Raw genomic sequence first — 25,198 nt, 5'->3', positions numbered from 1 at the left:
GTGCCATTGTGTCATCTTTTGCCGGTTTTCGACGGATGTCAAGTCGGTTCATTGACAACTTCCGCCAATTAGCGGGTCTTTAATCCAGCCAATACACGATTCTGCAACGGGATAGTGACCAGAAGCGTCAGCACGTCAGACACGGACTGAGCCAACTGCACGCCAAACACGCCAAGGAAGTGCGGCAGTATCAGCACCACGGGTGCCAGGAACAGACCAGTGCGGCACATGGCCAGGAAACTGGCCACGCCGGTTTTGCCGATGGTTTGCTGCATCATATTCGACGCCATGTTGTAGCCGTTCACTGCCACGGTGATGCATTGGATACGCAGGGCCAGCGTTCCTACCGCAACCACATCCGGGTCGGAGCGGAACACCTCAACGAAAACGGGCGCGAAAGCAAACAACAGCACAGCCAAGCCCAGTAATACCGTAGTGGACAGCGTGGCGGTGAACCGGTACCCCTGCTTGACGCGGTCGAACAGCCCCGCGCCGAAATTGTAGCCGCACACCGGCTGGAAGCCTTGTCCTAGACCCACAACAACGGAGTTGGCGGCCAGCATGATGCGCATAACGATAGCCATGCCGGCGATGGCTGCGTCGCCAAAGGGGTTGGCGGCGATATTCACGCATGTAGTAGCGATGGAGCCTGCACCCTGACGCACCAGAGACGGCAGACCACCGCCGAGAATCTCGCGCACCAGCAGCGTATCCGGCCGGCATTGCCGCAACGATAGTTTGATTACGCCGTACTTGCGCGCGAACGTTGTCAACAACACGAAGCTCACGCTCTGGCAGATGCCGGTGGCAAGTCCCGCACCAAAAATGCCCATATCAAGCACAAAAATAAACAACGGTGCCAGCATAAAGTTCAGTACCGCGCCGGTAACCAATCCGATCATGCCGAACATGGATTGGCCTTGGTAACGCAGCAATCCGTTCAGTGCAAACGAACCGCATACCATCGGCGCGGCACATAGGATCGGTGTGAGATATGAGACGGCGTAGGGCGCGATGGTGGAGGTTGAGCCAAGCATCATCACCAGATGCGGCAGTGTGATCAAGGCGATGGACGCCACGATCAGTCCGGATAGGAAGGCACCCACGAATCCGACGGCCAGTAGCCTAGCGGCACGATCGTTGTTCTGTTTGCCCAGCTCGCGGCTCATCGAATTGCCGGAACCGTTGCCGAAGAAGAAGCCCAAGGCTTGCAACACGGTCATTACGGAGAAGGCAATGCCGATGGCACCGGACTGGGAGGTGCCGAGCCGCCCGATGAAATAGGTGTCGGTGAGGTTGTAGGCCATGGTGACCAAGTTGGAAAGCACCGCCGGCGCGCACAGCTTCAGAATCAACCTGTCCACCGGCTGTTCGGTCATCTGATGATATTTTGCATCCGCGCTGGCACGTTTGATACCGTGCACTCCGGTTTGCTTAACTGTCTGCTCCACCTGATTCACGCGCCTCAGTGTATGCCCGACCATAATGCCACCACCCCATTCGTCTCGGCGAATGATTGCTACATTATCGCTCACCTAGTCACAGTCTTGGTTTGCTGACATGCACTATTATTGCAGTAACTCTTGCGGCATCAGTCAATCGGACGCCAACACCGTTCCAGCCCAACCATTGCACCCCAAGAATGAGAGGAGCACGATTCATGCAAAACGCCGACGCATTAGCCGAAAGCTCCTTCCAACATGATCTCTGGGAGCGCTACGACAGTAAGCTCGTCGAATTCACCAAACTGGCCGATCAGTACGCACACACGTCCACCGTTCGGGCGAAGCGTCTGCCCACATTGGAATCCGTACGCGCAACAGTCCGACAGGAACGCGAGCGCATGATGCTGACCCGCGAACAGCTTGCCGTCCAATCCAGAGTGCCGGTGAAAGTTGTCGACCAGCTGGAGGATGTGGGGGCAGCGGATATCGAATATGCGCAACCCGTATTCGACACATTACATATCGAACCATTCTTGCTCCCTACGGAGTTCGCCACCATCGCGCTAGGGGGAACAATATGAGCCGAACATTGAATGTATGGTGGGCGAATCGGTATGTTGGGTTGTTCACTGAAGAAGACGGCCATGTCAGTTTCCAGTATGATGATGCCGCTCCCCATATGTCGATCAGTCTCAGTCTGCCCAGAGACGGCGGCTGGCAGCAGGATGCTCCCGCCAACTTTCTGGAGAATCTGCTGCCGACCAGTCGCAAGGCACGTTATGCAATGATGGACAGCCTGCATAAGGATTCCATCAATCCATTCGATCTGCTTGACCGTGTGGATGCCACCGGAGGACTGATATTTTCTTCCTCCGACATCATGCCTGATCTACGTTCGGAAGGCGTCGAATATGTGGATGAAGGAACCATAGCTAAGCGCATCCGAGCCATCCGTCGTATGGGAAGCGAATGGTGGGAGAAAGATCAACGATGCCGCTTCTCCATAGCTGGTGGACAGGGCAAGTTCACGCTCACGCGTTTGAACAAGCGTTGGGCATGGCCGAACGCCGGTATGCCATCTACGCATATCTTCAAACCAGATTCAGTGGACTATAGCAACGCCACTTACTTGGAACATACAGGAATGCACTTGGCTGCCCTATGCGGATTACAGGTGCCGCATACCACGGTAGCGACATTCGAAGATGAACAGGTGTACGTTGTGGAGCGCTTCGACCGCCGTATCAACAATGGTCAAATACAGCGGCTGCATATGGAAGATCTGCAACAAGCGCTGGGCAAGCCGATGGAGGACATGTATTCCACAATGCCAGTTGAATGTGTGAATATCCTGCGAGTAGCATGCCCTGATGATGAGCTGGCGTACCAATGGATCCAACAACTGGCATTCAACGTGAGCATAGGCAATTGTGATGCCCACGCTAAGAACTATTCGCTGATGCTAGATGATGGCACCGTGAAATTGTCGCCTATGTATGATGCCATGCCTACGCGCTACTGGATTGGGCTGGATCAGGAACTCGCTATGCCTATCGGCGATGCCGAATACGCAGAATGGGTTGATAAAAACGCTTGGGCCAAGCTGTCGCATGAATGCGGCTTGGATGAACAACGTGTAGTTGACATCGCCACTGAAATATCCAACAAAGTATGGGAACGTTTTGACGCAGCGTGCGATGGTATGCCGTCAACTATGAAAGACAGACTGTTTGATGTGCTGAAGAAAGTCAACACTGGAATGTGGAAAGAGAAACTGCAATAAATAACTGAAATTGAACAACACAACAATAGCGGAAACCCCGCGTATCTGAGAGATTCAGATGCGCGGGGTTTCTGCAAGAAGTTGTCAGCGAGTGACTGCGGCTTCAAGCCGCGAAAATCACTTGAGCTCGACGGTGGCGCCAGCTTCTTCCAGCTGAGCCTTGGCCTTCTCGGCGTCTTCCTTCTTGGCCTTCTCGAGCACGGGCTTCGGAGCGCCGTCCACGAGAGCCTTGGCCTCGGCCAGGCCGAGGGAGGTGATGGCGCGCACGGCCTTGATGACCTGGATCTTCTTGTCGCCGACGGCGGAGAGGATGACGTCGAACTCATCCTTCTCTTCCTCAGCAGCGGCAGCAGCCGGAGCAGCAGCAACGGCGACAGCAGCCGGAGCAGCAGCCTCGACGTCGAACTTCTCCTCGAAGGCCTTCACGAACTCGGAGAGCTCGACCAGGGTCATCTCGCCGAAGGCTTCCAGCAGCTCATCGTTGGTGTACTTAGCCATAATGGCTTCCTTTCAATTCTTGGATTCCGGGTGAAGTGGTAGCTCCGGAATCTCAATAAACCTTTGTTTATTTAATTATCGAAGCGACTGATTCAAGCGACGAGCGCTATGATCAGGCAGCCTTCTCCTGCTTTTCGCGCAGGGCGTCGATCGTACGCACAGCCTTGGTAGGCAGAGCGTTGAACAGGTACGCGGCCTTGGCCATCGTAGCCTTGACGTCGCCGGCGAATTCGGCGAGCAGCTGCGGGCGGGACTTGAGATCCGCCAGCTTCTTGGCGCCCTCGGCATCATAGACGGTGCCGTCAGCGGCGGCACCCTTGATGATAAGAGCCTTGTTGTCCTTGGCGAAGTCACGGATGACCTTCGCAGCCTCGATGAAGTCACCCTTCACGAAGGTGATGGCGGTCGGGCCGGAGAGAATCTCGTCCAGACCTTCAATGCCTGCTTCCTTGGCAGCGATGCGAGCCAGCGTGTTCTTTGCCACAGTGTAGGAAGTATCGCGGCCTAGCTTTTCGCGCAGATCGGAAATCTGCGGAACGGTAAGCCCGCGGTACTCGGTCAGGTAGACGGCGTCAGCATTACGGAACTGCTCCGTAAGCTGGGCGACCACCACTTCCTTTTCGGGCCTCTTCATGGCGTTCCTTCCTAAGTCGGCCGTTGACTTGGAGTTTGGAACTGGAGGCCGGGCAACAAAAAAGCCCTGCGCACAGGCAGAGCAACATAACCTCGCAAGTTTCCTTGCGAACCCTTACGGGCTTATATCTCTCAACCTGCGCTGGCTTGGCGAACCAAACTTCGGAAATGCACTTACGCACACTTCAACCAACGGTCTGTGGTTTACAAGTCGATTACTATACCCATCCGCACGGACTCATGTACAATCCGGGCGTGTCGTGCGGTCGTTACACAAGACCGCAGCGATTATGCGGATTCACCTCGCACAAGGCGAAATCCCGCAGTCTGGCAACGCGGCGGAATCTCACCGTCACTTTTGATGCGGTCAATCACCATGGATACCGCCGCTTCTGCCATGCCCTTAAAATCCAATGCAATAGTGGACAACAGTGGGGATGAGTACATAGCAGGGCTCACTCCATCGAATCCGAATACCGCCTTATCTTGTGGAACACGAACCCCCATACCTTGAAGGCCACGAATCAAACCAAACGCGATAAGGTCGTTCATGCACAAAAACGCGTCATACCCAAGGTCTGCCTGCATGATGGTGGCCGCAGCCTTGGCACCGCCGTCGGCTGTCCATTCGCACGCAATGGTGTCGGATTCGCTGCTCAACCCTGACTCAACAAGAGCATGAAGCGCAATTCCCGAACCAGTGTTGCGGCCGACGGACGCGAATTCGTCATCATCGAATCGCTTGCCTCCTACAAGAGCGACATGCTCATATCCCTGCCGACGCAGGTACTGAGCAGCTGTTGTAAATGCTGCTTCCAATGGCAATGTCACATTGTCATATGCCGGATGATCGGCATAGTCTTCAAACAGCACAGCCGGATGATCGCCGATAAGAGAGCGCAGCTCGTCTTCGGATACGTTATGTAAGTTCACAATCAGCCCATCGCACATCGGTGCGCTGATACGGCTGAGCACATCACGCTCGCCGCCTACAAGCGCATTGGTCTGCTGCACCACAATCTGATATCCACGTTTCGCTGCCGCTTGGGAAATAGCCCACGCGAGATCGGAAAAATATGGATTGCCGAGCTCTGGTACAACAAACGCAATCACACCGCTGGTGCCCTGTTTGAGAAAACGGGCAGATATATTAGCCCGATAATGCACTTTCTCAGCGGCCGCGAGAATACGTTCACGCGTTTCCGTTTTAAAGCCAGGCTCCCCCCGCAACACCACTGAGGCAGTGGCCACGGACACGCCCGCTTCCTTAGCGACATCACGCAGTGTGGCCATGACATCCCTCCTTCGACTTCATCCCACTGTAGACGGCCTTATAAACGTTCTTGTTTCGAATCGCCGCTACGTAGCGCCATGCCACACCACATATCCCACGCTTATCCGATATATGCGAGAGCCCCACGGCAGAATGAACTGTCTCCCATTTCTTGGGCACAGGAAATGGGAGACAGTTCAGAACGTGGGGTTCTTAATCGTTATCATGCTAAAAATAGCGGCAATCGTCACTTCACATGTCTTGGTGATCTGCGCAGCACGACCAGGGATATTCCCGCGACAATGGACATCGCCACACCAGCCACGGCCATGGGCCACACCGACGTACCAGTGTTCGAAAGCCACCCAGCACCGTTCACTTCAGCCGAGGATGTGGAATCGGGGCTCTGATACTGGCCGTCGTCTGGATCCGCGCTGCCGTGACCATCCGAATCCTGACCACCGCCCTGGCTCTGGCCACCGCCCTGATCTTGGCCACCGTCCGGATCCTGGCCACCGTCCGGATCTTGGCCACCGTCCGGATCCTGGCCATCGTCCGGATCCTGGCCACCGTCAGATGGCTTGTTCTCCAGACCATCGATTGCAAGCTTCAACTTGTCCATCGCGTCCTTCACCTGTTCCTTAGTGCAGGCATCGTTATTCGCCACAGCCTGAGCCGCCTCGATGGCCGACCGCAGAGCTTCAAGTGAGGACTCGGTATAAACATCCGTCCGGACGACCTCCTGATTGGCCAATTCGATCTGTTCCATCAACTGCGCAACAAGGTCGTTGACCGGTTCGCGCGAATTGGTCACCTGAATCTCCGTGATGTAATACGCTCCCCAGCTGGTGTTTGCCTTGTTGATTTTCAGGCGCAGCCCCTTGATGCCTTGCTGCATGGGCACACTCACGCTTTTACGTTCGGCGGTGTCGTCGCTACTGGCCCACTGCACGTCTCCTGAATTGGCGATCTTCGTCCATGTGGAGCCGTCCTTGGACACCTCGACATCCCAATTGGTGGGGTTCTGACCTTGCGCATAGATGCCGACCAGGTCGACCGCGTCGAAGCTCTGCGCCTCGTCCCAGGTCAAGGTGACATACTGGGGGACGCTGGCGTCCTTGCTCTTCAGACCGGTCCATTCGTCGCCGTCGTTCACGTTCGATGCGGGATAGGCGGACTGCTCGCTGGTCGTGGAGGCTTCCGCAGTCAACGCAAGGTTGGTCAGCTCATCGCCCACGGGCATCTCGAGACGCAACGCCTCACCTGCGTTCAGCGTCACCGCATAAGTGCCGTCATCCAACACCGTGATGTCGCGCTCGGATTCGACCGCCCATTCGTCACCGTTCAGACCACCCGCCGAAACGGCATCCGGCTTCTGCTTGGTCGTCACGGTCACGGAGGTGGCGGTATCCGAGGTGATGTACAGGTTCTGCCCATCCGCCACCGCGATGCCCACAGCACCATCGGTCGTCTCGAAACCGAGTTGATAACGTCCGACGCGATTCATAGCTTCGTATTGAGTCAGCGGATCATCCGTGTCGACATTGAAGGCGGTACGGTTGGATGCCACAGCACCGGCGATCTTCGTGCCGATTTTGTTGAGGCCAAGATTGTATCGCTGCACGTCTTTGGCCTGCTGTGTCATGGCCGGAATCTCGCCAAGCGTCCACTCGTAGTACATCTCCTGGTTGTCACCAGCGGTGTCACGGTTGCTGTACAACGCGTGGGGACCGTTGAAATGGCCACCGCCACCGTCGCAGAACCAGTTGCTCAGCTGCCAGGTGCCGTAGTATCCGCCATTGACGAAAGTGGCGGTCTCCAGTGAAGTGAGGTTGCCATAGCTGCCGGAATTCTCGGCGATATGGGCCAACGTGTTGTACTGCTTGCCATTGGCGATGATGCTCTTCATATCCGAGACCTTCGTGGAGTATGGGTCCGGTCCGGCGAAATCCAGATATTCGTAGTCGTTGATATTCACATCATTGCCCCACCCCGAATAGTTGACTCGGGTGGCCACCACATAGTCGGAAGTCTTCACCGCCTTGCCGAGGTAGTTCATCCATTGGATGTATTCCGTTTTGAACTGCGGATTACCGTTTGGCTCATTCTCGATCTGGATGGTGATCACCGTGCCGTCGGGATCGGCCTGGGCAAGATGCTCGAAGATCGCCGCAAGCACGTCATACTCGGCCTGCTTCATCTCCTCGGCCTGCTCACCGGAGGTAATCAGCGGATAATCGACTTTGCCCTCGCCACTGGAGATATCGTAGTATGTGCCGATTGGGTTGCCTTCGTCATCCTGCACGTACCACCACGGCGGCGTGTACTGGTAGCCAATATCGACCTTCTCGCCTTTGCCGTTCCATGCATAGCTCATCGTGGGGATACGCGACCCGCTCTGACAGGCGGAGCCGAACCAGGCCAGATCTATTTTCATACCGTATTTCTTGGCCCAATTCACATAGCTATCCAACACGGTGAAGTCGTAGACGCCCGGTTTCACCTCGATATCGCGCCACAATAGCGCCTGAGAAATCGTGGAATAGTTCAGATTGGCCGTTTTTTCATACATGTTCTCCGTAAAGCTGAGATCCAGCTGAGCGGTCGGATAATCAGGGTCATCAGCACCTGAGTCTTCCTTGAATTCCTGTTGGTGTCCCAGCCGCTCCCACGTACCCATATTCTGCACGAATGAGTAGAGATACGGTTGTCCATCGACCTCCAAATACCATTCACCATTGTCTTTTTGTTTGATCTGGGAAATCACGCGGCCGCCATCGTTGGCTTCCACCGCGCCAGCGTACGTTGGAGTGGCAAATCCCAAAGCCATCGTCGCCAGTACTACAACCGGTGCCGCCATCAACTTGCGCAGCATCTGTTTCGTTGTCATGTCGTCCTTTCATCATCATTGATTAGAAGGTGGGATTATCAAGGCATGGCGTCCATGCCCAATGCGCTACCGAATGCTCTCCTTTCTCGCTTGACGTGCCAACACAACCTGCACCCCATCGCGAGACTCCCCCACGTCATGACATTCAACACCGTCAACGCGCACCGTCAGACCGACACCACAGCCATACCGGTCGCCCTCACGGTCATACAACACATCAACGCTATGCCCCCTGACTGGCACACCCAGCAAACGCCAGTAAGGCATCGACCTTCCTGCGGCAAGTGGCTCGACGACCAGCACTGTCGCATCCGCATGCTCGTCCACACGCAGGCCGGCCAGCCCGGAGATAATCAGGTCGGCGAACGCAGAATGGTTGTAATCCTTACCTCGCTCATAGCCGCCTTTGTCGTCGCGCCAACCCCACGCTTCGAGCTGGTCACGCGAAATCCATGCTCCGGTGTCAGCATCCAGGTCTTCGTCCAGCCAGTCGACAATCTCGCCATCATCACGCTGGCGAGTGTGGATGGCGGCGTACCGGCGCAGTTCACGCATGAAATCGTCCGCCGACAAAGCACCTCGTCCAGACCGAATTTCCGCCAACATAGAATTCAAGGTCTGCGTGGTGGCGAATGGCCAGCACGGCCCATTCCACTGGCACTCGTGCGCGGATTCGCGGTTCATATACCGAGGGTGGTTGATTTCGGCCGTGCGTATGCCGACGGCACCGGCAAAATAATCGGAATCATTCAGCCAAGACCAGGCTTTTTCATGGGCGTTGTCGGCCAATCCGAATGCCCATGGGATATAGCCGATCTCTTCACGTACGTTTCGTCCCGGATCCACATCCGCAAAATCCATTGACGCCAAAGCATCGTCTTTGTCATTCAACGGAATGACCTTGAAGAAATCCGCATCCTTATCCCACAGATACGTACGAATCAAATCGGTCAGCGTATCCGCTTTGGTGTCATATTCGAATGCCAGAGTATCGTGTCCAGCCCAGCGAGCGATTGTCGCGATGGCTCGGGCGTTGGCCGCCATGTAGCTATTCAGCGTAGGCCGCAATCCCGAGCCGGAGATGGAGTCCTCCATGGCGTCACGATCATCATATGACCAGAACAGGCCATACCGCGTCATATTGCGATCCTCAACGGTGCGATAGAAACGCACGAACTCGTCAAGCAGCCCCACCGCCAGCTCACGGTCATCGCGCAGTTCGGCATACCGCACGATGGCATCAATAACCCATGAAGAATACGACAGTTCGTCGCCCGGCCCTTTGAACCAGAAATTCACATATTCACGAATCAGTTCTTTGCCGCCGCGCAGCCAACGCGCTTCAGCAATGTGATGTCCGCTGGCGCAATTGATGGAATTGTAGGCGCCCGACCAATACACATCCGGCAGGAATTCCGTAATGATGTGTCCATCAGGCGTATTGACGATATGCTTGCGGAACACCCACCAGCGGAACCAGTACACGCGTTCCAACAGGGAATCGGCACATTCGAAGAACGGCACCTCGCGCTTCATCCACTCAGCCGCCAACGCATTGGGCACTCCCCCGTGCCGCAATTCTTCATCATGACGGTTGAAACACGCGACATAACGGTCAATCACCTCGTCCGGATTTCGAAGAGGCCCCGGCGCGGTACGCTCCTCCACTGGCTGATATATTTCAGTCATCGGGATTCCCTTTCTTCGTTCATTACATAAAATCGATATCGATTAAGCTGTTTCGCCACGAATCAGGCAGAAGCCGCTGTCCACACGCTTCGGCGCATCTTCCGATCGATTCCTGATCCGCTCCACCAACATCGCAACGGCCGATTCAGCCATGCCGTCAAAGTCCACAGCGATGGTGGACAATTGTGGGGACGCGTATGATGCTGGGCTCACACCGTCGAAACCACATACGGCTTTGTCCTTCGGTATACGTATCCCCATGTTCCGAAGTCCCTGAACTACTCCGAACGCAATCAGATCGTTCATACAGAACAATGCGTCATGCTCAAGGTCATCGTGAATGGCCGTAACGGCAACGTGAGCACCGCCGGATACCGTCCAATCGCAAGCGATGACATCAGATTGAGTCCCCATGCCGCTCTCCACCATGGCCTTAACCGCCAACCGGGAGCCGACGTTGCGACCTCGGGCGCTGACTTCGCCATCAGCAAAGCGACGCCCACCTACCACGGCGGCATGCCGATATCCTCGTTCCCTGAGATAAGAGAACGCCGTTCGGAAAGCAGCTTCCAGGGGCAAGGCAACGTTGTCATACAACGGTTGCTCGGAGTAATCTTCGAACAAAACTGCCGGATGATCGCCAATTAGCGAGCGCAATTCATCCTCCGGCACATTGTGCAGGCTGAGGATCAGACCGTCGCACATCGGAGAGTTCACTTTTTTCAAAAAGTCACGTTCCGTGGCAAGTGACGCGTTGGTCGGTTGCACTATGGTCTGGTATCCGTGTCGGGCGGCAGACCGTGATACGGCCCAAGCCAAATCAGAGAAATACGGGTTTGCCAAATCAGGCACAACGAATGCGATTACGCCGCTGGCACCTTGTTTGAGGAATCGTGCTGGCATGTTTGCCGTATAGTGCATCCTGCGAGCAGTATCGAGAATGCGTTCACGGGTGGAGGAGCGAAATCCTGGTTCGCCACGCAACACAACTGAGGCAGTGGCTACAGACACGCCGGCTTCAGCGGCTACATCACGCAGTGTGACCACAATCGCTCCTCCTTTCCGTCTATTTGATATCGAGATACTGCTCAAAGTGGGTCTTGTTCTACTTAGCCCTTTACCGCACCAGCGACCAGACCGGAGACGATGTAACGCTGGCAGAAGAGGAAGAACACAACCACTGGCGCCAAGGCGATGCAGGTGATAGCCATGAACAACGGCCAATCTGTCGAGAAGGTGTCAACCGCGTTATAGACCTGCAGCACGACGGTGCGCTTGGACTGGTCGGTGGTAAACACGCTGGGGCGCAGGAAGTCATTCCAGACGGCCAGGGTTTGGAACACCACGACAGTGGCTAGAATCGGTCGAATCAGCGGCAGTACAATCTGCCAGTAGATGCGGAATGGCCCGGCACCGTCGACTCGTGCGGCTTCCAGCAATTCCATCGGCAGCTTGCGCATATAGCCGACAACAAGGTAGTAACAGAAGGCCGAATCGACCAGATACAGCGCGATCAGACCGGGCAATGTGTTGACCACGCCGATCGCACCTTCCATCTGATACAGCGGAAGCAGCGTGGACTGCACCGGGATGCAGAAGGCGATGGTCAGCACCGCTCCCATGCCAACGGTCAGCCAATTCTTTTTGAGAATCATCGCGTATGCGGCAAGGGAGCCGACGGCCACCTGCAGGATTACTGCGAAGAAGGTGACGACGATGCTGTTGCCGAAGGCCAGCCAGATTGAACCGTCGGCGATAGCCTCCTGATATTTGGTGAGATCCCAGTGCTGAGGCAATGCAAAGGGATGCTGGGTCATCTCCGTATTCGTTTTGAACGAACTGACGATGACGTAGTACAACGGGATGGCGCAGATGATGGCCAAACCCAGCACCACGATAGTGCGCAGAATCCTACGGGGCAGGCTGTTGGCGCGTGACTCGGTCATTCGAATCTCCTTTGTACGGCACCGGCGACGAGCTGCTGCACAGTCACCAGCAAGAGGCAGACGATGGTGAACACGACGGCGAGGGCGGAGCCAACGCCGTATTGGGATTGGCCGGTGCCACGCAGCAGAATCGCTTGCGTGATGGTCATGGTGGCGTTGCGTGGACCACCAGCGGTCAAGGTGTAGGGCAGGTCGTAGATCTTGAGGTTGCCGGTCATGATGAGGAACGTGGAGACCACAACACATGGCACCAGCTGGGGCAAAGTGATGTGGAAGAACTGCTGACGGGAGTTGGCACCATCAATCAGCGATTGTTCGTACAAATCAGCGGGAATGGCCTGCATATACGCCAAATAAAGCGTCGCGTGCCAACCAGTACCCATCCATACACCTACGAAGATCACGCAGAACTGAGCCCAGTGATCGTCGGAAGTCCATGGAATCGGCGGAATGGTGAATAGATCAAGAACCTGGTTGATGATGCCGGACTTCATCGGAGAGAAAATCTGACGCCAAATCAAACCGATGATGGCCTGTGCAGGGACGCCGAGGAAGAAGAACAAGGAGCGAGCCACCGAACGCCCATAGAAGGCCTTGTTCAGAGTGACCGCCAATGGCAGAGCCAGCACAGTGATCAGAATCGTGGTGGAGATGGCGAACAGCAGGGTGAATCCAAGGCTGTGCAGCAACTCGGCTTCGGTGAAGATGGTGGCGTAGTTTTTCAGTCCTACGATCGAATATTCGGGGTTGAAACCGTTGTAGTCGGTGAGGGAGTAATAGATGCTGGAGAGTAAAGGCACTAGCGTCAGTACGACGAAGACGACCATAATCGGCAGCAGGAAGAAGAACGTGGCCCTGTCTTCCGGCTTGATACGCCACCGGGGTTTCACCACCGTCTGGGCGTGCGATGCGGAGGCACTCATAAGAAGCAGCTTTCGTGATGATGTGATGTGTGGAATTTCGGCGAGGCCGGGACCGACCCGTCAGAGTTGACGGACAAACCAGATCAAAGAGGCGACGGGTCGGTTTGCAGGTGAGATTCAGGCAGTTCCCGGTTGACGGCTACTGCACCGATGCCCATTTGTCGTTGATGCCCTTGGCAGCTTCCTCCGGAGTGGACTGTCCGCCTTGGACACCCTGCTGCTGGGAGATGACTTCGGCGCTCATGGCCGTGGATCCCTTATCGAAGGACACCCAGAAGTACTTGTTCTGGAAGAAGTAGTTATCATACAGCGGCTTGATCTGCTCATCGACCTCGGAGGTGTAATTGTCGGAGATGGAAGCGGAACCATAGGCGGTGGTGAAGGCCTCCAAGCCTTCCTCAGAGTTCATGAAAGCGAGGAACTTCTCTGCCAGATCCTTGTGCTTGGCTTTGGACGAGATGGCGAAGGCCGGATCGGCACCGCCGTCGATCCACTGTTCGGAGCCCGTAGCGGCGGGGAACGCGGCAAAGCCGTAGTTCACGCCGGCTTCCTTGATATCGGCCACATCCCAACCGCCGGTGCGGTACATGGCGGCTTCTCCGTTGATGAAGGACTGCTTGACCTGATCGGCGTTCAGACCGGTGGCCTCGTCGGGGAGAGCGCCGGACTCGATAAAGCCGGTGTTCCATTCTTCAAGTGCCTGCTGCCAGACATCGGTGATATTGGCCTGATCACCGAAGCCCTCCAAACCGGTCTACTTATTGATGCTGCCCATCAGCGCAATAAGCGAACCGCTCATCTCCTGACCGTTTTCAAGATACGGCGTAATGCCCTTGTCGTTCAGTGCCTTAACGAGTTTGGCGAAATCCTCAAGATTGTCGGGCACGGTGTCGTAACCAACTTCAGCCAGCATATCCTTGTTGTAGACGATGCCGGCAAGCCAACCGGAGATGGACATGCCGTAAACCTTGCCGTCCTTGCTGTAGGCGTCAAGATAAGACTGGTCGATGCCATCGAGATAGTCAGCACCGGTCAGATCGGCGGCCGCTCCGTTGCTCATCAGATCGTTGGCATTGTTGCCGGAAAGATTGAATACATCGGGAGCCTGATTGCCGGCGATGCGAGTCTGGAGCGTGGAGTTGTAATCGGAATCGCCATTGCCGTAAGCGATTTCAACATTGATGTCGGGGTTGGCATCTTTGAAGGCTTCCACGACCGGAGTCATGGCATTCTTGTTGTAGTACGAATAGATAGTGAGCGTATTGTCGGATGAGCTGCCGTTGGACGAGCCGCAGGCCGCCATCGGCACAACAAGTGCCGCTGCACCAATCGCCGCGATGATTGCCTTGGTAAAACGTGACCGCATTGTCTTTCTCCTTTGCGTTGTTTCCGTCACTCTGTCGTTGAGCTTGATATCAGCATAACACATTTTTACAAGAACGTTTAACTTCGTCATTTAATACATCGCAAAATACCTTAAAAACACTTATTTACCAAGGATTATTGCCACTATTATCAAGCCGAGCTCTCGGCGTGTTGAAACGTTCTTGTTTAGCCATTTACTTAAACGTTATTGCCATATATGGCAGCCGCTCAAGCCTGTTGAAGGCCAAGCTGACCACGTCGTCGGCAGACGGTTACATCCATACCAGAAGGACGAGCATCAACAGAAAGTTATCCACATTCTGCAATTACTAACTACGTCACTGTCTCCACATTGCCCTCTTGCGCTTGCGCACCCCAGCGATATCACTCAGCATGAGTTATACAGCACGGAATGTCTCCAGCAAGAAGCCAACAGGAGGTCAACATGTCACAGCCGATACGTCTCAATCCTCATTTTGCGCTGCATAGTAGGCTAATTGCAGGTCGAGCTAGGCACGCATCACCCGAAGACATAGTTTACGCATGGCAATCACCGTATGCACAAGGCATTAGAGCAAACGAGACTCCTTTGCAAATCATCGCAGCAGGCTATACAGCAGACGGGATTATGATGGAGATGATTGCACAAGATGCTAAGCCCTATACCGATGCACAAGGAAACCCGCTGAGGGTGCTGTTCCACGCTATGCCAGCAACCAAGAAATTTCTGCGAGAACTTGGCATCGCAGAACAGTAACCCACAGCATGAAAACCCAAGGAAATAACATGACACAGCATTTGAATCCCATCGTCATTGATCTCAATGAAGAAGGTGAAAACATCGAACGCAACGGAATCACCGGCCCGATTACCAATCTCACGGTTTACCCAGAAAACTGGCCGAAGAACAAACCCGTTCCCGATGAAGTTAAGAAATGGTTCCTCAACGGCGTGGCCAATGGCAGCATTCTTGTGGGACATAACTCATGAGCGCCATCAGCCGATCAAAAGCCTTCACTAACAATCAAGACAATCAAACGAACTTGCACGCATACAAGAATGCTGCCAAGTTCAACCGCAAAAACGCAATGCCGTTCAAAGCCACAGGGCATAAGGGCGGCATCAGCCGGCAGGGATCGAAGCGCGGCTGATCATTCGACAACCGCCCAAAACATTTGCACAGCTTTGGCCGTCAGTGACCGCCGCCGAAGAGGTTGATGAGCACGACGCCGGCCACGGTGAGCGCGATGCCGACGCCGGTCATCAGGTTGAGATGATCCTTGTACACTAGCACGGACACAGCCGTGGTGATGATGATGCCGACCGCGCACCAAGTGGCATACGCCACTGACAGCGGCATGCCTTCCAACGCTTTGCTGAGCATGAAAAAGCAGACGGCATACAGCGTCAGGCACACCACCGACGGCACCGGTTTGGTGAATCCTACGGTCGTCTTCAGCATCGAGCTGGCGATACATTCCAGCACAATCGCCACACCCAAAAACACGTAATGAATCATTCAGCACCACCATTCATCCGGCAATCTGCTCACAGACCGCAACGCAATGTTTGCCGCTGAAGACGATACCCCAACGGACACGACCTTGCGCGCCTAACTTCGACGCATCTGTGTCATACGAGCGTTCTTCAATCTGCTGAATTGCCGCAACCGCTCTGCTGCGCAGCGCGTCATCCTGAAACATAGAGTCGGACAGAGCACTGTCTGCCTTCAGGTACTTCAATTCGATAGTAATCAACGGTTTGCCGGTGGAAGGCATAAAGGAGAACGCATCAGGCCCACCAGCTGCAGGGACAAGACGAATATCGTAACGCCCATAACCAGCCTCTCTGTTGGAGGTTGGATCCGCATACCCTGGCACCCCGAAGCACAGACCCATCAGCAGCATGTGACAGGCATTCTCATTGACTAAGTCGAAACTGGACAATGAGTCGCGCAGCATACGGTTCAATTCTTCGTTCAGGCGTTGCGCATCTCCCTCGACCAGTGCTTTTCGGAAGGATTCCAAATGGTCATAGCCACCGGCGGCATCGGCAAAACGCTCAATGATTTCGGAATGGTACAGGCTGGCGATCTCCAAATTAGGGATGCGCAGCCGGCGTGGCAATTGCACCATACCAGGGCGCGAGGTGTCGTCCGTAGTCAAATACCCGGCAAGATACAGCATCGACCAGATGGCATTCCCACGAATCCCTAGATCCGGAAACACAACACCGAGGTTTAGCGGCGCAGACACCACCCCTCCCGGCTGCATCAGTGTGTATATCTTCTCCAAGGTCTCGGCGTTGGCACTACGCATCAGGCCACCGATCACATCGTTACCAGACGTATTGCCCCAGTACACGTCCGCGGCGCATCCTTGCTTGAGATAATTCAGCACGCTCCATGGGTTGTATACGTCAACGTCACCGAATCGGTAGCCGTCATACCACTCACGCATCTCATCCATGCAGTCGCTATAGCCCAGATACGCGGCCAATGCCTGCACCTGCGCATCCGTAAACCCGTAATGCTCATCGAATTCAGTAGACAGCGCGGTATCCACAACCATATTGTTCAAATCGCTGAAAATAGACTCCTTGCTGATGCGCTGCACGCCGGTCAAACATGCGAACGCCATCAGACCGCCACTATTCTTCAACGTGCCGGTGAGCAACATCTTCAAAAAGGAAACCGCCTCATCGTAATAGCCACCGCCGGGAGCAGAATACGCGGCCATAATCGGAGCGTCATACTCATCAATCAACACCACCACGTCACGATGATGATACTGACGCAATATCATCGCCAATCGTCTCAACGACGACAAATAATCCCGTTCAGACGTCTCTCCAGACAGAATCCGTTCAAAGTACTCTCGATCATCAGCAGCAAGATTGTCGCTTTCCAGCACATACCTGTGTCGCGCATATTCACCGATGATTACGTCGGTCAGTGCAGCATACGTATCTTTCCATGTCTGCCCTTTGGCCGCGAGCATACTCATATGCACCACTGGGTACGCGCCTTGGTATTGACGATACCGGCCTCCATCAGCCTGCCAGATATCCGTTCCTTCGAACAAAGGCGCACGACTGCGACCGTCGGTGGGAATCTCAAGGAACGCTTTCAACGTCGTCATATTCAGCGTTTTGCCAAAACGACGAGGGCGACAGAACAGCGTTACAGCGTAACCGCTATCCAGCACATCAGCAATCAGCTGTGTTTTATCCACCAGAACCGATGTTGCAGCCACATCATCGAACCCGCCGAAACCAATGGGCAAACGCTTGCGCCCGGAGCGATCCACAATGCACGCTCCCGGTGCGCGCCAAATCCCGTTTCCGCATGATTCCAGTGCTACGCCGCCGCTCATATCACCCTTCCGAAAGCCAGTACGCCCACACAAAAGCTACGGTTATTCTACCGTCTAAGCCATACCCAGCTATACTCGACGGAACCTCAGCAGACTAGTTTTTAGGATTGATGAGGAAGTCGTAGAACTTGAGGGCCCAGTCCTTGTGCTCCTGTTCGGTGACGTTGCTGAACATCAGCACGGCTTCGTCAGGTAGGCCGTCCACCTTGGCCCATTCGGCCGAGGAGTCGGCGTTAATCGTCACGCCATACGCCTTGGTGATGTCGTCAGTGGGTTCACCCTTGACATCAACCAGCAGCCCTGCATCCTTGGCGGCGTTCAACCGCTGCTTGTTCAGCACCTCGGAAGCCTTGTTGGCAGTGCCTCGCTGGCCGGCCAGCATCGCCACATCATCACTGTTGGCGAGCATGACGTTGAGCTCACCGGCGGAGGTCATGGCCACCAGCTTCGTGGAATCATCCATCATGCCACTGGACTCGCTGTAACCGTTCTCGGTGATAGTCATGGCAGCGGCTATTTCAACCGTGCGATCATCTTTAACGCCCTCAGCTTTGACGAAATTAGCCTTGAGCTGGTCGAATCCATCGGCATACTGGCTCATGTTGATGCCCTGCACGCCAATGACGGAGTCCACACGATTGAACACCATCTGCCACACCAGCGCTACCACCACAACAACAGACACCACGATTGCCACCACGCCGAGCAGGAAGTGCTGCACGAAGAACGGCCATTTCTCCTTGGCTGGCAGCGCCATGAACGTTTTCCACTTCGACTCGTTGCCGTAGTTATGTGCGTTGGCGAGCACAGCCACTGCTTCGCTCTGCTTGTCGTCGAGCTGGTAGCCGGACTTGCTGCCGATGCCGGTAGTGCGGCCGTCATGGTCGTCGTGATTGTTGCGGACGCTGTCTTCGCTGGCCATAAATATTCCTGCTTTCTGGATGCGTATGCTGCCCAGTGTACGACGCGGGCCCGCTCTCGTCTGCAAGAGCGGGCCCTGTCGGCCTGAATTTTCAGGCAATCCGAAGGTTTGTTCGGACTAAGTTCAGCGCTGGATCAGCACACTGTGATGGTGGTGAACGACCAAGCAGGCGCTTCGACCACACCATCGCTCAGATCGATGGATTCCGCAGCTGGTTTGGTGGGCGATTCCTCACCCTTCACACCGGCGTACGGATCGTCGCCGCGCAATACAGTGGCCGTAGCGGCAACCAAGGCCGACTGTTCCAAGCCCAGTTCGTCGATGATCTGCTGCAGATTCACCTGCACCGGTTCGCCAAGCGCGTTGACGATACGCACATAGGTTGCGCCGGTTTCGCTGTCGCGGGACACGGTGACGGTGCGACGCGGCTCTTCGGCTTCTTCGCGCCCTTCGGCGATCAACTTGCCATCGATGAACAAGGCAACGTGTTCTCCGCGATCGCTCACACGCACTTCGGCATGCCACACAGTGCCCGGACGAACCATATCCATCGAGGTTTCGGTACCGCCGATGCTGTAACCGCTGCCGTCACGAATGAGTTCGATGCCGAAGCCACGTCCGAAGGAGATCACGTTATGGTTCGGCCCGGTCACGTCACCGGTGTGCATCTGCACGCCCCACATGCCCTCGTGGTAGGTGACGGTGAGGTTCACCGTGTAGGCGTCGGCTTCCAGCGCCAGTCCGGTATCGGCCGAACCGTTGCCACGATAGTGGACATCCGGCAGTTCAACGCGCTGGCCTTCGGCGGTGGTTACGACGATGTCAGTCAAATCGGCGTGCGCACCACCGGTGAATGTCAGCCCCAGTATGCGCGGCAGGTCGCGGCGCAGCGTGGCCGGGCCTTCCAGCGACACCGGCCAAGCGGTATCGGCGGTAGTGGCGGCGAACATCTGCTGCACCCAATAGCTGTAGGGATGATAGACGCGCTCATTGTCGAAGTAGATGAGGTCGGGATCCCAGCTATTGTGGCCATTCTTGCAGAACAGCGGAGCGTAGGATGCCATGGCGACTACATCGCCGTTGAGCTCCATATGGCTCATGAACGCCGCTTCGGACAAGCCGTTGATCAGGTGGGTGTCACGGGAGCCGTATTCGCCCAGATACACCTTGGGGCCTTCGCGGTCGGCTTCGTCGTAGTGGTGGAGGTTATGGAACCACCAGCTGGGCGACTGGTAGGAGTGCTCGTCCACAATCGGCACACCGGCCTTGCGCGCGTAAGCCCAGCCCGCTTCGTAATCCTGCCCGGAGGGCGCGGGGCCCACAGTACCGACCACGATGATTTCGGGATGGGCGGCCTTCACCGCGTCGAAGATCTGCTGGAAACGGTTCTCGAACACGGGATCGATAAGATCCTCGTTGCCGATGCCCAGGTATTCCAGGTTGAACGGTTCCGGATGGCCCATAGCGGCACGCTTCGCAGCCCACTTGTTGGTCGCCGGATCGGCATTGCAGAAGTCGATCAGCCCCAGCACCTCGTCAATGTAGGCGGGCATGTCCTCCTGAGCGATGGGGACCGGCCCCTGGCTGGTGTTCTGGCAGCTGACACCGGCCGGCAGCACCGGCAGCGGCTTCATACCCACCGTTTCGCACAAACGGAAGTACTCGTAGAAGCCGATGCGGAAGGACTGGTGGTATCCCCACACGTTGAAGTTGTGCGGACGATGCTCCACGTCGCCGATGGTGCGATCCCAGTGGTACATGTTGTTCAGGCCCAGACCATGGGTGATGCAGCCGCCGGGGAAGCGCATGAAGCGGGGCTTGAGCTCATCCAGCGCCTGCACCAGGTCGGGGCGGAAATGTTCGAGGCCCTTATAGGTGGTGGCGGGCTCGCAGCTGACGAAGTCCACATCCACCGTGCCGGTGCTGGGGAACATGATGCGCAGCGTGCCTTGCTCGGCGACCTGAGGCTTGCCGGCATACGGGTCGTTGGTTGCAGACGGTTGGGCGGTGGACTGGCTTTCTCCGGCAGGGATCGTCAGCTCTGTTTCGATCTTGCCCCATGCACCAGCGGGAGCAGTAACGTCGGCTGACGCCAGTACCTGACCGGCATCACCGATCAGTTCAACCGTTACCGACGCTTCAGCCGAGCCATTCACCGCGCGCAGCCATGCGGAGAAATGATAGGTTTCTCCCGCGCGCAGCACCATGCCGTCAAAGCCGATGTTTTCAAGACCGACCGGGCCGCCTTCCACTGAACCGATTTCGAAGCGCGCATAGTGCGGATTCTCCGCTGCCACCGGATTCACGTCACGTATGCCGAAGGCACCGAACGAGCCGGCGGGCACCAGTTTGCGCCATGCGGTGTAGTTGCTCCAGTCCCTGCTGTCGGCGCGTGTGTATTCGAATGCGCCGTTCTGCACGAGGTCGCTGTTCAAACCACCATCGGCCGACGATGAGATGTCTTCAAAGAACACACCCCACAGGTCGGTGCTGATGGCGCGCACCCCGGCCTTGTCAAGGGTGGCGACGAGTTGGTCTGTCATGAATTACTCCTTCATGTGTTAATACGTACCAATTGCCTTGCTGCGTTGCTGCACTGCGCTTTGCGATACCGGTTCGGTTCGCTCACTGCGGGTCGAGGGCAATCCACAACACACCGTGCGCAGGGATGGTGCCCTTGATCACACGATCCGAACCCTGACCTTCGATACGCGCATCCGCATCGGCCATGCCATCGGCAACGCCGGCAAACAGGTCGGTCAGCGTCCACGGCTCTTCCATATGCTCCAGACCCACGATGGACTTGAGTTCGATGTTGTCGCCAAGTTCGTAGTCATCCTCGCCGGTCCAAATCAGCGCGGCATAACGTCCGTTCGGATGCGCGGACGGCGTGCCATCGGCCCAGTCGGCGGCGTCGGCCGCCCATACCACCAAGTCACCGCGGTAGGAATCAGGGTTCCACCACTCGGCGAACTGGCGCTCGTACACGGTTTCGCGGTTGTTCGTGGAGCCAGCCGTAACCTCCTGCAAGGCCGGATTGGCCAACAGCGCGATGGTTTCCGGCGTGGAAGTGGGCAGGTCGCCGCCCACCATCAGCGGCGAGCGCCCCATGCACCACAGGGCCAGCAGTGTGCGACGTTCGGGGCCGGTCAGGCGGCTGTCACGGTCGTCGCCGCGTTCGGCGCGAAGTCCGATATGGCCCAGCGGCAGCATATCCGCGTCGGCCCAATGGCCGGTCTGCTGGAGGGGTGCCCAGCGCGGCAGGCGGCGCAGCTGCTGATAGATGTCTTCCCAGCGATCCCACAGGTCGTCGCTGATGCGCCACATTTGGGCATTGTCACGCAGAAAGTCCACGTAGGTGGTGCTCACCCAGCCGCCGGGTGACAGCGACAGGCTGATGTCGCGGCCCCACTTGGCTTCAGCCTTGGCGATCGCGCGATGGTAGGCGGCGATTTCTTCGGCATGGAACGGGGTCTGCATGTCGTCCACTTTGAGGAAGTCGAGTCCCCATTCGGCGAACTGGTCGATCTGCGCGTCGTACCAGTCTTGAGAGCCGGGATGACCAGGCTTCAGGCCGTAGTTGTCCGGGTTCCACTTGCACACGTGGTCGAGGTCGGCCACGTCCTTGGCGGTGAACGTGGAGTTCTTCACCGGCAGATCCTTGTCCACGGCGATGCGCGGAATGCCGCGCATCATGTGCACGCCGAGCTTCAAACCCAGCTGATGCACTTTTTCGGCCAATGGGCCGAAGCCTTTGCCGCCTGCCGCGCTTGGGAAGCGCTGCGGGTCGGGCAGCTGACGGCCGAATTCGTCGAGGATCAGAGGCGCGTCGGTGTTGTAGCCGTGGGCGCGGGCGGTCGGGTCGTACCAGTCGATGTCGATGACCAGGGTGTCCCAGCCGGCGGCGAGCAGGTGTTCGGCCATGAAGCGTGCGTTGGCCAGTACTTCTTCCTCGTTGACGGTGGTGCCGTAGGAATCCCAACTGTTCCAGCCCATCGGCGGGCGCCATGCTTTGGGAGTATTGCTTGTTGCAGTGGACATACTGCCCCTTCCTTAGGATTTATGTACCGATATATATCCTATAACATAACCGATTGAAGACATGCGCGAGTCGCGCATAAAGTATCGTTACAATGTTGTATATATACATTGCATAGTGTTTGGCAACAGTTGTTTGGGAAGGGAGCCGACCATGGGCAACAGGACTACAACCTTGCGCGACGTGGCCAAGGAGGCTGGCGTCTCACCGATGACCGCATCCAACGCCCTGCACGGCAAGCCCGGCGTCAAGGAATCCACCCGCGCCAAAGTGCTGGCCGCCGCCAAAAAACTGAACTATCGCATCAATCTGACGGCCAGCATGCTCAAATCGGGCCGTAGCAACATTATTCATATCGTCGTCAACGAATTCGATTCACCGTTTTATGCCAAGCTGGTGCAATCGCTGAGCAACGAAACCAAGGCCAGGGGCCTGACCCCCTTCTTCGAAGACACCTGCTACTCCCCCGACGCGGCCAAGCGGGCGTTGACCTCCACCCCGTTCTCCGCACAACTGTTCGACGGCGAAATTCTGCACGCCTCCGGCCTGAGCCATGACGCACCAATCGATATGCTCACCGGCGGACGTCCGTTCGTGCTCATCGATTCATGTGAAGACCAGCCCACCACCGATCAGGTGAATTTCCCCAACGAAGAAGGTGCCAGGGCTGCGGTGCAGCATCTTGCGGAACGCGGCTGCAAGCGCATCGCGCTGGTGGGCGACCCGTTCCGCCCACGCGCCGAACTGGCCCGCGCGGCAAGCTCCGGACTGTTGCGGCTACGCGGCGCTTCGGGCGCACTGCTCGACGCCGGACTGCCCTACGACCAATCCGTTGTGTTCAACGCCTACAATGCCGATGCCGGCAGGGCTGTGGGCCATGCCATCGCCGACGCGAACTCGCAGGGCGCGGGATTCGACGGTATCTGCTGCGTGAACGACTACGCTGCCTGCGGCGTGCTGCGAGGATTGGCCGATCGCGGCGTGCGCGTGCCGGACGATATCAAGATCATCGGATTCGACGGTGTATCTTCCAACAGTTACGCCGTTCCAACCCTGAGCACCATCCAAGTTGACTTCCAGCAGCTGGCGCGACTCACGCTCGATATGCTCGTTCGTCGCATCGAACAGCGCTCGAACGGCGGGCATGAGGATCCGCCGGCGCGCGCCACCATCGGATACCAACTCATCGCCCGCGAATCCACGGGGCAGACCGCAGGCTAAGACGCCTCGGGCGACCACCGGCCAGATGCCAGCCCATCATTCATCAACCAAACCAAATCCAACCCAATAAATAAGGAATATAAGGAACACACCATGACCGAACCCACCACAGCGTATCTGTTCGTTCACTTCATCGGCGACGAAAAGACCCCCACCGACGAACAGCTGTATTTCGCCCTTTCTCGCGATTCCGTGCATTGGCACGATCTGCGCCCCGCAGGCAAGCCGGCGCTGGAATGGCTGGGCGGTGAAAAGGGCACGCGCGATCCGCACATCGTGCGCGATCCGAAGGGTGGCTTCCATATCGTGGCCACCGACCTGTCCATCCATTATCGCGGCGGCTGGGGGCCGCACGATGGCGCCACCACCAACGGTTCGACCGGACTGGTGATCTGGGATTCCCCTGACTTGGTGCACTGGAGCGAGCCGCGCCTGGTGGATGTGGCCTCGAAGATTCCGGGCGCAGGCATGGCCTGGGCGCCGGAAGCCATGTGGGATCCGGACAAAGAGCAGTGGATTGTGTTCTGGGCCACCAAGACCAACGAAGACGCCCCTGCCGGCTCCGATGCCGCTGCGCTCAACAACGAACTGGGCGATCGCACGAATATGTATTACGCCACGTCCAAGGATCTGGTCGAATTCTCCGACCCGGTCAAGTGGATCGATCGCAAGAACTGCGTAATCGATTCGACCATGTTCCGCGATGCCGACGGATGGTGGTACCGCGCCTCCAAGGATTCGGAAATCACCATCGAGAAAACGCGCAACCCCTACGCCCCCGCCTATGAGGTGCTGCGCGTGGACGACCCCCAGCAGTGGAGCTACGTCGGCTCGCTGACCAGCATTCTCGGCAACGGCCGTTATTCGTGGCACTATCTTGAGGGCCCGGAAATGTTCCAGTACAACGATGCGGATGTGCGCACCATCAACGGTCGCAAGATGCGCTTCGGTCTGATGTGCGACCAGTTCGCCGAGGCCAAGGGCTATCTGCCCTTCCGCACCGCCGACTTCGGTTCTTCCGATCCGTCCGACTGGGCTGTGGCCGACGATATCGACTTCGGCGAGCTGAAGAAGCGTCACGGCGCGATCATTCCGATCACCGAAGCGGAATACAACGCCGTGGAAGCCGCGTTCGCCCTGTAGTCTCGTGCGCTGCACGCTCCGTATGAGGCTTCTCATGCGTCCGTGTGCTTAGCG

At 56.6% G+C, this 25,198-nt stretch carries 21 protein-coding genes and 1 pseudogene; 7 read left to right on the top strand and 15 right to left on the bottom strand.

All coding sequences use genetic code 11. The features are described from left to right. Nucleotides 1–68: 68 nt before the first annotated feature. A complete protein-coding gene (locus tag G1C95_RS09085; RefSeq protein WP_169172710.1) occupies nucleotides 69–1,379 on the bottom strand; it encodes an MATE family efflux transporter in 1,311 nt (436 codons plus the stop codon). A 281-nt stretch (nucleotides 1,380–1,660) separates the two neighbouring features. Here G1C95_RS09085 and G1C95_RS09080 point away from each other — a divergent pair, with 281 nt between their 5' ends. Together G1C95_RS09080 and G1C95_RS09075 are read left to right on the top strand one after the other, a co-directional pair. Beyond that, nucleotides 1,661–2,026: a hypothetical protein gene (locus G1C95_RS09080; protein WP_169172634.1), complete on the top strand. Its 366-nt coding sequence runs from the start codon at nucleotides 1,661–1,663 to the stop codon at nucleotides 2,024–2,026. Continuing rightward, nucleotides 2,023–3,228, top strand: a complete 1,206-nt coding sequence (locus G1C95_RS09075) for a type II toxin-antitoxin system HipA family toxin (protein WP_169172633.1) — start codon at nucleotides 2,023–2,025, stop codon at nucleotides 3,226–3,228. The genes G1C95_RS09080 and G1C95_RS09075 overlap by 4 nt, the downstream gene beginning before the upstream one ends. A gap of 117 nt (nucleotides 3,229–3,345) precedes the next feature. Here G1C95_RS09075 and rplL read toward each other — a convergent pair whose 3' ends face one another. The 9 genes and pseudogenes from rplL to G1C95_RS12660 all read right to left on the bottom strand — a co-directional run bounded on the left by rplL (nucleotide 3,346) and on the right by G1C95_RS12660 (nucleotide 14,305). Further along, nucleotides 3,346–3,726, bottom strand: a complete 381-nt coding sequence (gene rplL / locus G1C95_RS09070; RefSeq protein WP_169172632.1) for a 50S ribosomal protein L7/L12 — start codon at nucleotides 3,724–3,726, stop codon at nucleotides 3,346–3,348. Between the two features lie 112 nt (nucleotides 3,727–3,838). Continuing rightward, on the bottom strand, nucleotides 3,839–4,360 hold the full coding sequence (gene rplJ / locus G1C95_RS09065; protein ID WP_100496342.1) for a 50S ribosomal protein L10: 522 nt from the start codon (nucleotides 4,358–4,360) through the stop codon (nucleotides 3,839–3,841). Nucleotides 4,361–4,647: 287 nt separating this feature from the next. Beyond that, a complete protein-coding gene (locus G1C95_RS09060; protein WP_169172631.1) occupies nucleotides 4,648–5,652 on the bottom strand; it encodes a LacI family DNA-binding transcriptional regulator in 1,005 nt (334 codons plus the stop codon). A gap of 227 nt (nucleotides 5,653–5,879) precedes the next feature. Beyond that, nucleotides 5,880–8,522 (bottom strand): discoidin domain-containing protein, encoded by a 2,643-nt coding sequence (locus tag G1C95_RS09055; protein ID WP_169172630.1) that lies wholly within the window; start codon nucleotides 8,520–8,522, stop codon nucleotides 5,880–5,882. 66 nt (nucleotides 8,523–8,588) lie between these two features. Continuing rightward, complete coding sequence (locus G1C95_RS09050) at nucleotides 8,589–10,211, bottom strand: MGH1-like glycoside hydrolase domain-containing protein (protein ID WP_205832792.1); 1,623 nt, start codon at nucleotides 10,209–10,211, stop codon at nucleotides 8,589–8,591. Nucleotides 10,212–10,253: 42 nt separating this feature from the next. Beyond that, on the bottom strand, nucleotides 10,254–11,258 hold the full coding sequence (locus tag G1C95_RS09045; RefSeq protein ID WP_169172629.1) for a LacI family DNA-binding transcriptional regulator: 1,005 nt from the start codon (nucleotides 11,256–11,258) through the stop codon (nucleotides 10,254–10,256). Between the two features lie 62 nt (nucleotides 11,259–11,320). Continuing rightward, nucleotides 11,321–12,157, bottom strand: a complete 837-nt coding sequence (locus G1C95_RS09040; RefSeq protein ID WP_169172628.1) for a carbohydrate ABC transporter permease — start codon at nucleotides 12,155–12,157, stop codon at nucleotides 11,321–11,323. After that, nucleotides 12,154–13,080: a carbohydrate ABC transporter permease gene (locus G1C95_RS09035; RefSeq protein ID WP_169172627.1), complete on the bottom strand. Its 927-nt coding sequence runs from the start codon at nucleotides 13,078–13,080 to the stop codon at nucleotides 12,154–12,156. The genes G1C95_RS09040 and G1C95_RS09035 overlap by 4 nt, the downstream gene beginning before the upstream one ends. A gap of 139 nt (nucleotides 13,081–13,219) precedes the next feature. Next, a pseudogene (locus tag G1C95_RS12660) lies at nucleotides 13,220–14,305 on the bottom strand (ABC transporter substrate-binding protein). Between the two features lie 729 nt (nucleotides 14,306–15,034). On the opposite strand from G1C95_RS12660, the gene G1C95_RS09020 reads away from it, so the two are divergent. Genes G1C95_RS09020 through G1C95_RS09010 form a run of 3 tightly spaced genes read left to right on the top strand, consistent with a single transcriptional unit; the run spans nucleotide 15,035 to nucleotide 15,596 of the window. Continuing rightward, nucleotides 15,035–15,202, top strand: a complete 168-nt coding sequence (locus G1C95_RS09020; RefSeq protein WP_169172624.1) for a hypothetical protein — start codon at nucleotides 15,035–15,037, stop codon at nucleotides 15,200–15,202. 29 nt (nucleotides 15,203–15,231) lie between these two features. Next, nucleotides 15,232–15,435, top strand: coding sequence for a hypothetical protein (locus tag G1C95_RS09015; RefSeq protein WP_169172623.1), 204 nt, complete (start codon nucleotides 15,232–15,234; stop codon nucleotides 15,433–15,435). After that, nucleotides 15,432–15,596, top strand: a complete 165-nt coding sequence (locus G1C95_RS09010) for a hypothetical protein (RefSeq protein ID WP_169172519.1) — start codon at nucleotides 15,432–15,434, stop codon at nucleotides 15,594–15,596. Before G1C95_RS09015 ends, G1C95_RS09010 begins: the two co-directional genes overlap by 4 nt. Nucleotides 15,597–15,637: 41 nt before the next feature. On the opposite strand, the gene G1C95_RS09005 is transcribed toward G1C95_RS09010, so the two are convergent. From G1C95_RS09005 to G1C95_RS08985, 5 genes are all read right to left on the bottom strand, one after another. After that, entirely contained in the window at nucleotides 15,638–15,964 is a 327-nt protein-coding gene (locus tag G1C95_RS09005; RefSeq protein ID WP_205832791.1) for a DMT family transporter, read from the bottom strand. 13 nt (nucleotides 15,965–15,977) lie between these two features. Next, nucleotides 15,978–17,819, bottom strand: coding sequence for an AAA family ATPase (locus G1C95_RS09000; protein ID WP_169172622.1), 1,842 nt, complete (start codon nucleotides 17,817–17,819; stop codon nucleotides 15,978–15,980). Between the two features lie 94 nt (nucleotides 17,820–17,913). Further along, complete coding sequence (locus G1C95_RS08995; protein ID WP_169172621.1) at nucleotides 17,914–18,741, bottom strand: hypothetical protein; 828 nt, start codon at nucleotides 18,739–18,741, stop codon at nucleotides 17,914–17,916. A 134-nt stretch (nucleotides 18,742–18,875) separates the two neighbouring features. Further along, nucleotides 18,876–21,284, bottom strand: a complete 2,409-nt coding sequence (locus G1C95_RS08990; protein ID WP_169172620.1) for an alpha-L-arabinofuranosidase C-terminal domain-containing protein — start codon at nucleotides 21,282–21,284, stop codon at nucleotides 18,876–18,878. 82 nt (nucleotides 21,285–21,366) lie between these two features. Next, nucleotides 21,367–22,737: a glycoside hydrolase family 27 protein gene (locus G1C95_RS08985; protein WP_169172707.1), complete on the bottom strand. Its 1,371-nt coding sequence runs from the start codon at nucleotides 22,735–22,737 to the stop codon at nucleotides 21,367–21,369. A gap of 196 nt (nucleotides 22,738–22,933) precedes the next feature. Here G1C95_RS08985 and G1C95_RS08980 point away from each other — a divergent pair, with 196 nt between their 5' ends. Together G1C95_RS08980 and G1C95_RS08975 are read left to right on the top strand one after the other, a co-directional pair. Then, nucleotides 22,934–24,001 (top strand): LacI family DNA-binding transcriptional regulator, encoded by a 1,068-nt coding sequence (locus G1C95_RS08980; protein ID WP_169172619.1) that lies wholly within the window; start codon nucleotides 22,934–22,936, stop codon nucleotides 23,999–24,001. A 93-nt stretch (nucleotides 24,002–24,094) separates the two neighbouring features. Then, nucleotides 24,095–25,144 (top strand): alpha-arabinofuranosidase, encoded by a 1,050-nt coding sequence (locus G1C95_RS08975; RefSeq protein ID WP_169172618.1) that lies wholly within the window; start codon nucleotides 24,095–24,097, stop codon nucleotides 25,142–25,144. Nucleotides 25,145–25,198 lie beyond the last annotated feature (54 nt).

This window comes from Bifidobacterium oedipodis (assembly GCF_012932425.1).
In the GTDB taxonomy this organism is placed as follows: domain Bacteria; phylum Actinomycetota; class Actinomycetes; order Actinomycetales; family Bifidobacteriaceae; genus Bifidobacterium; species Bifidobacterium oedipodis.
Note: the sequence above shows the minus strand (reverse complement) of the source record. Positions and strands in the feature narration are given on the sequence as shown.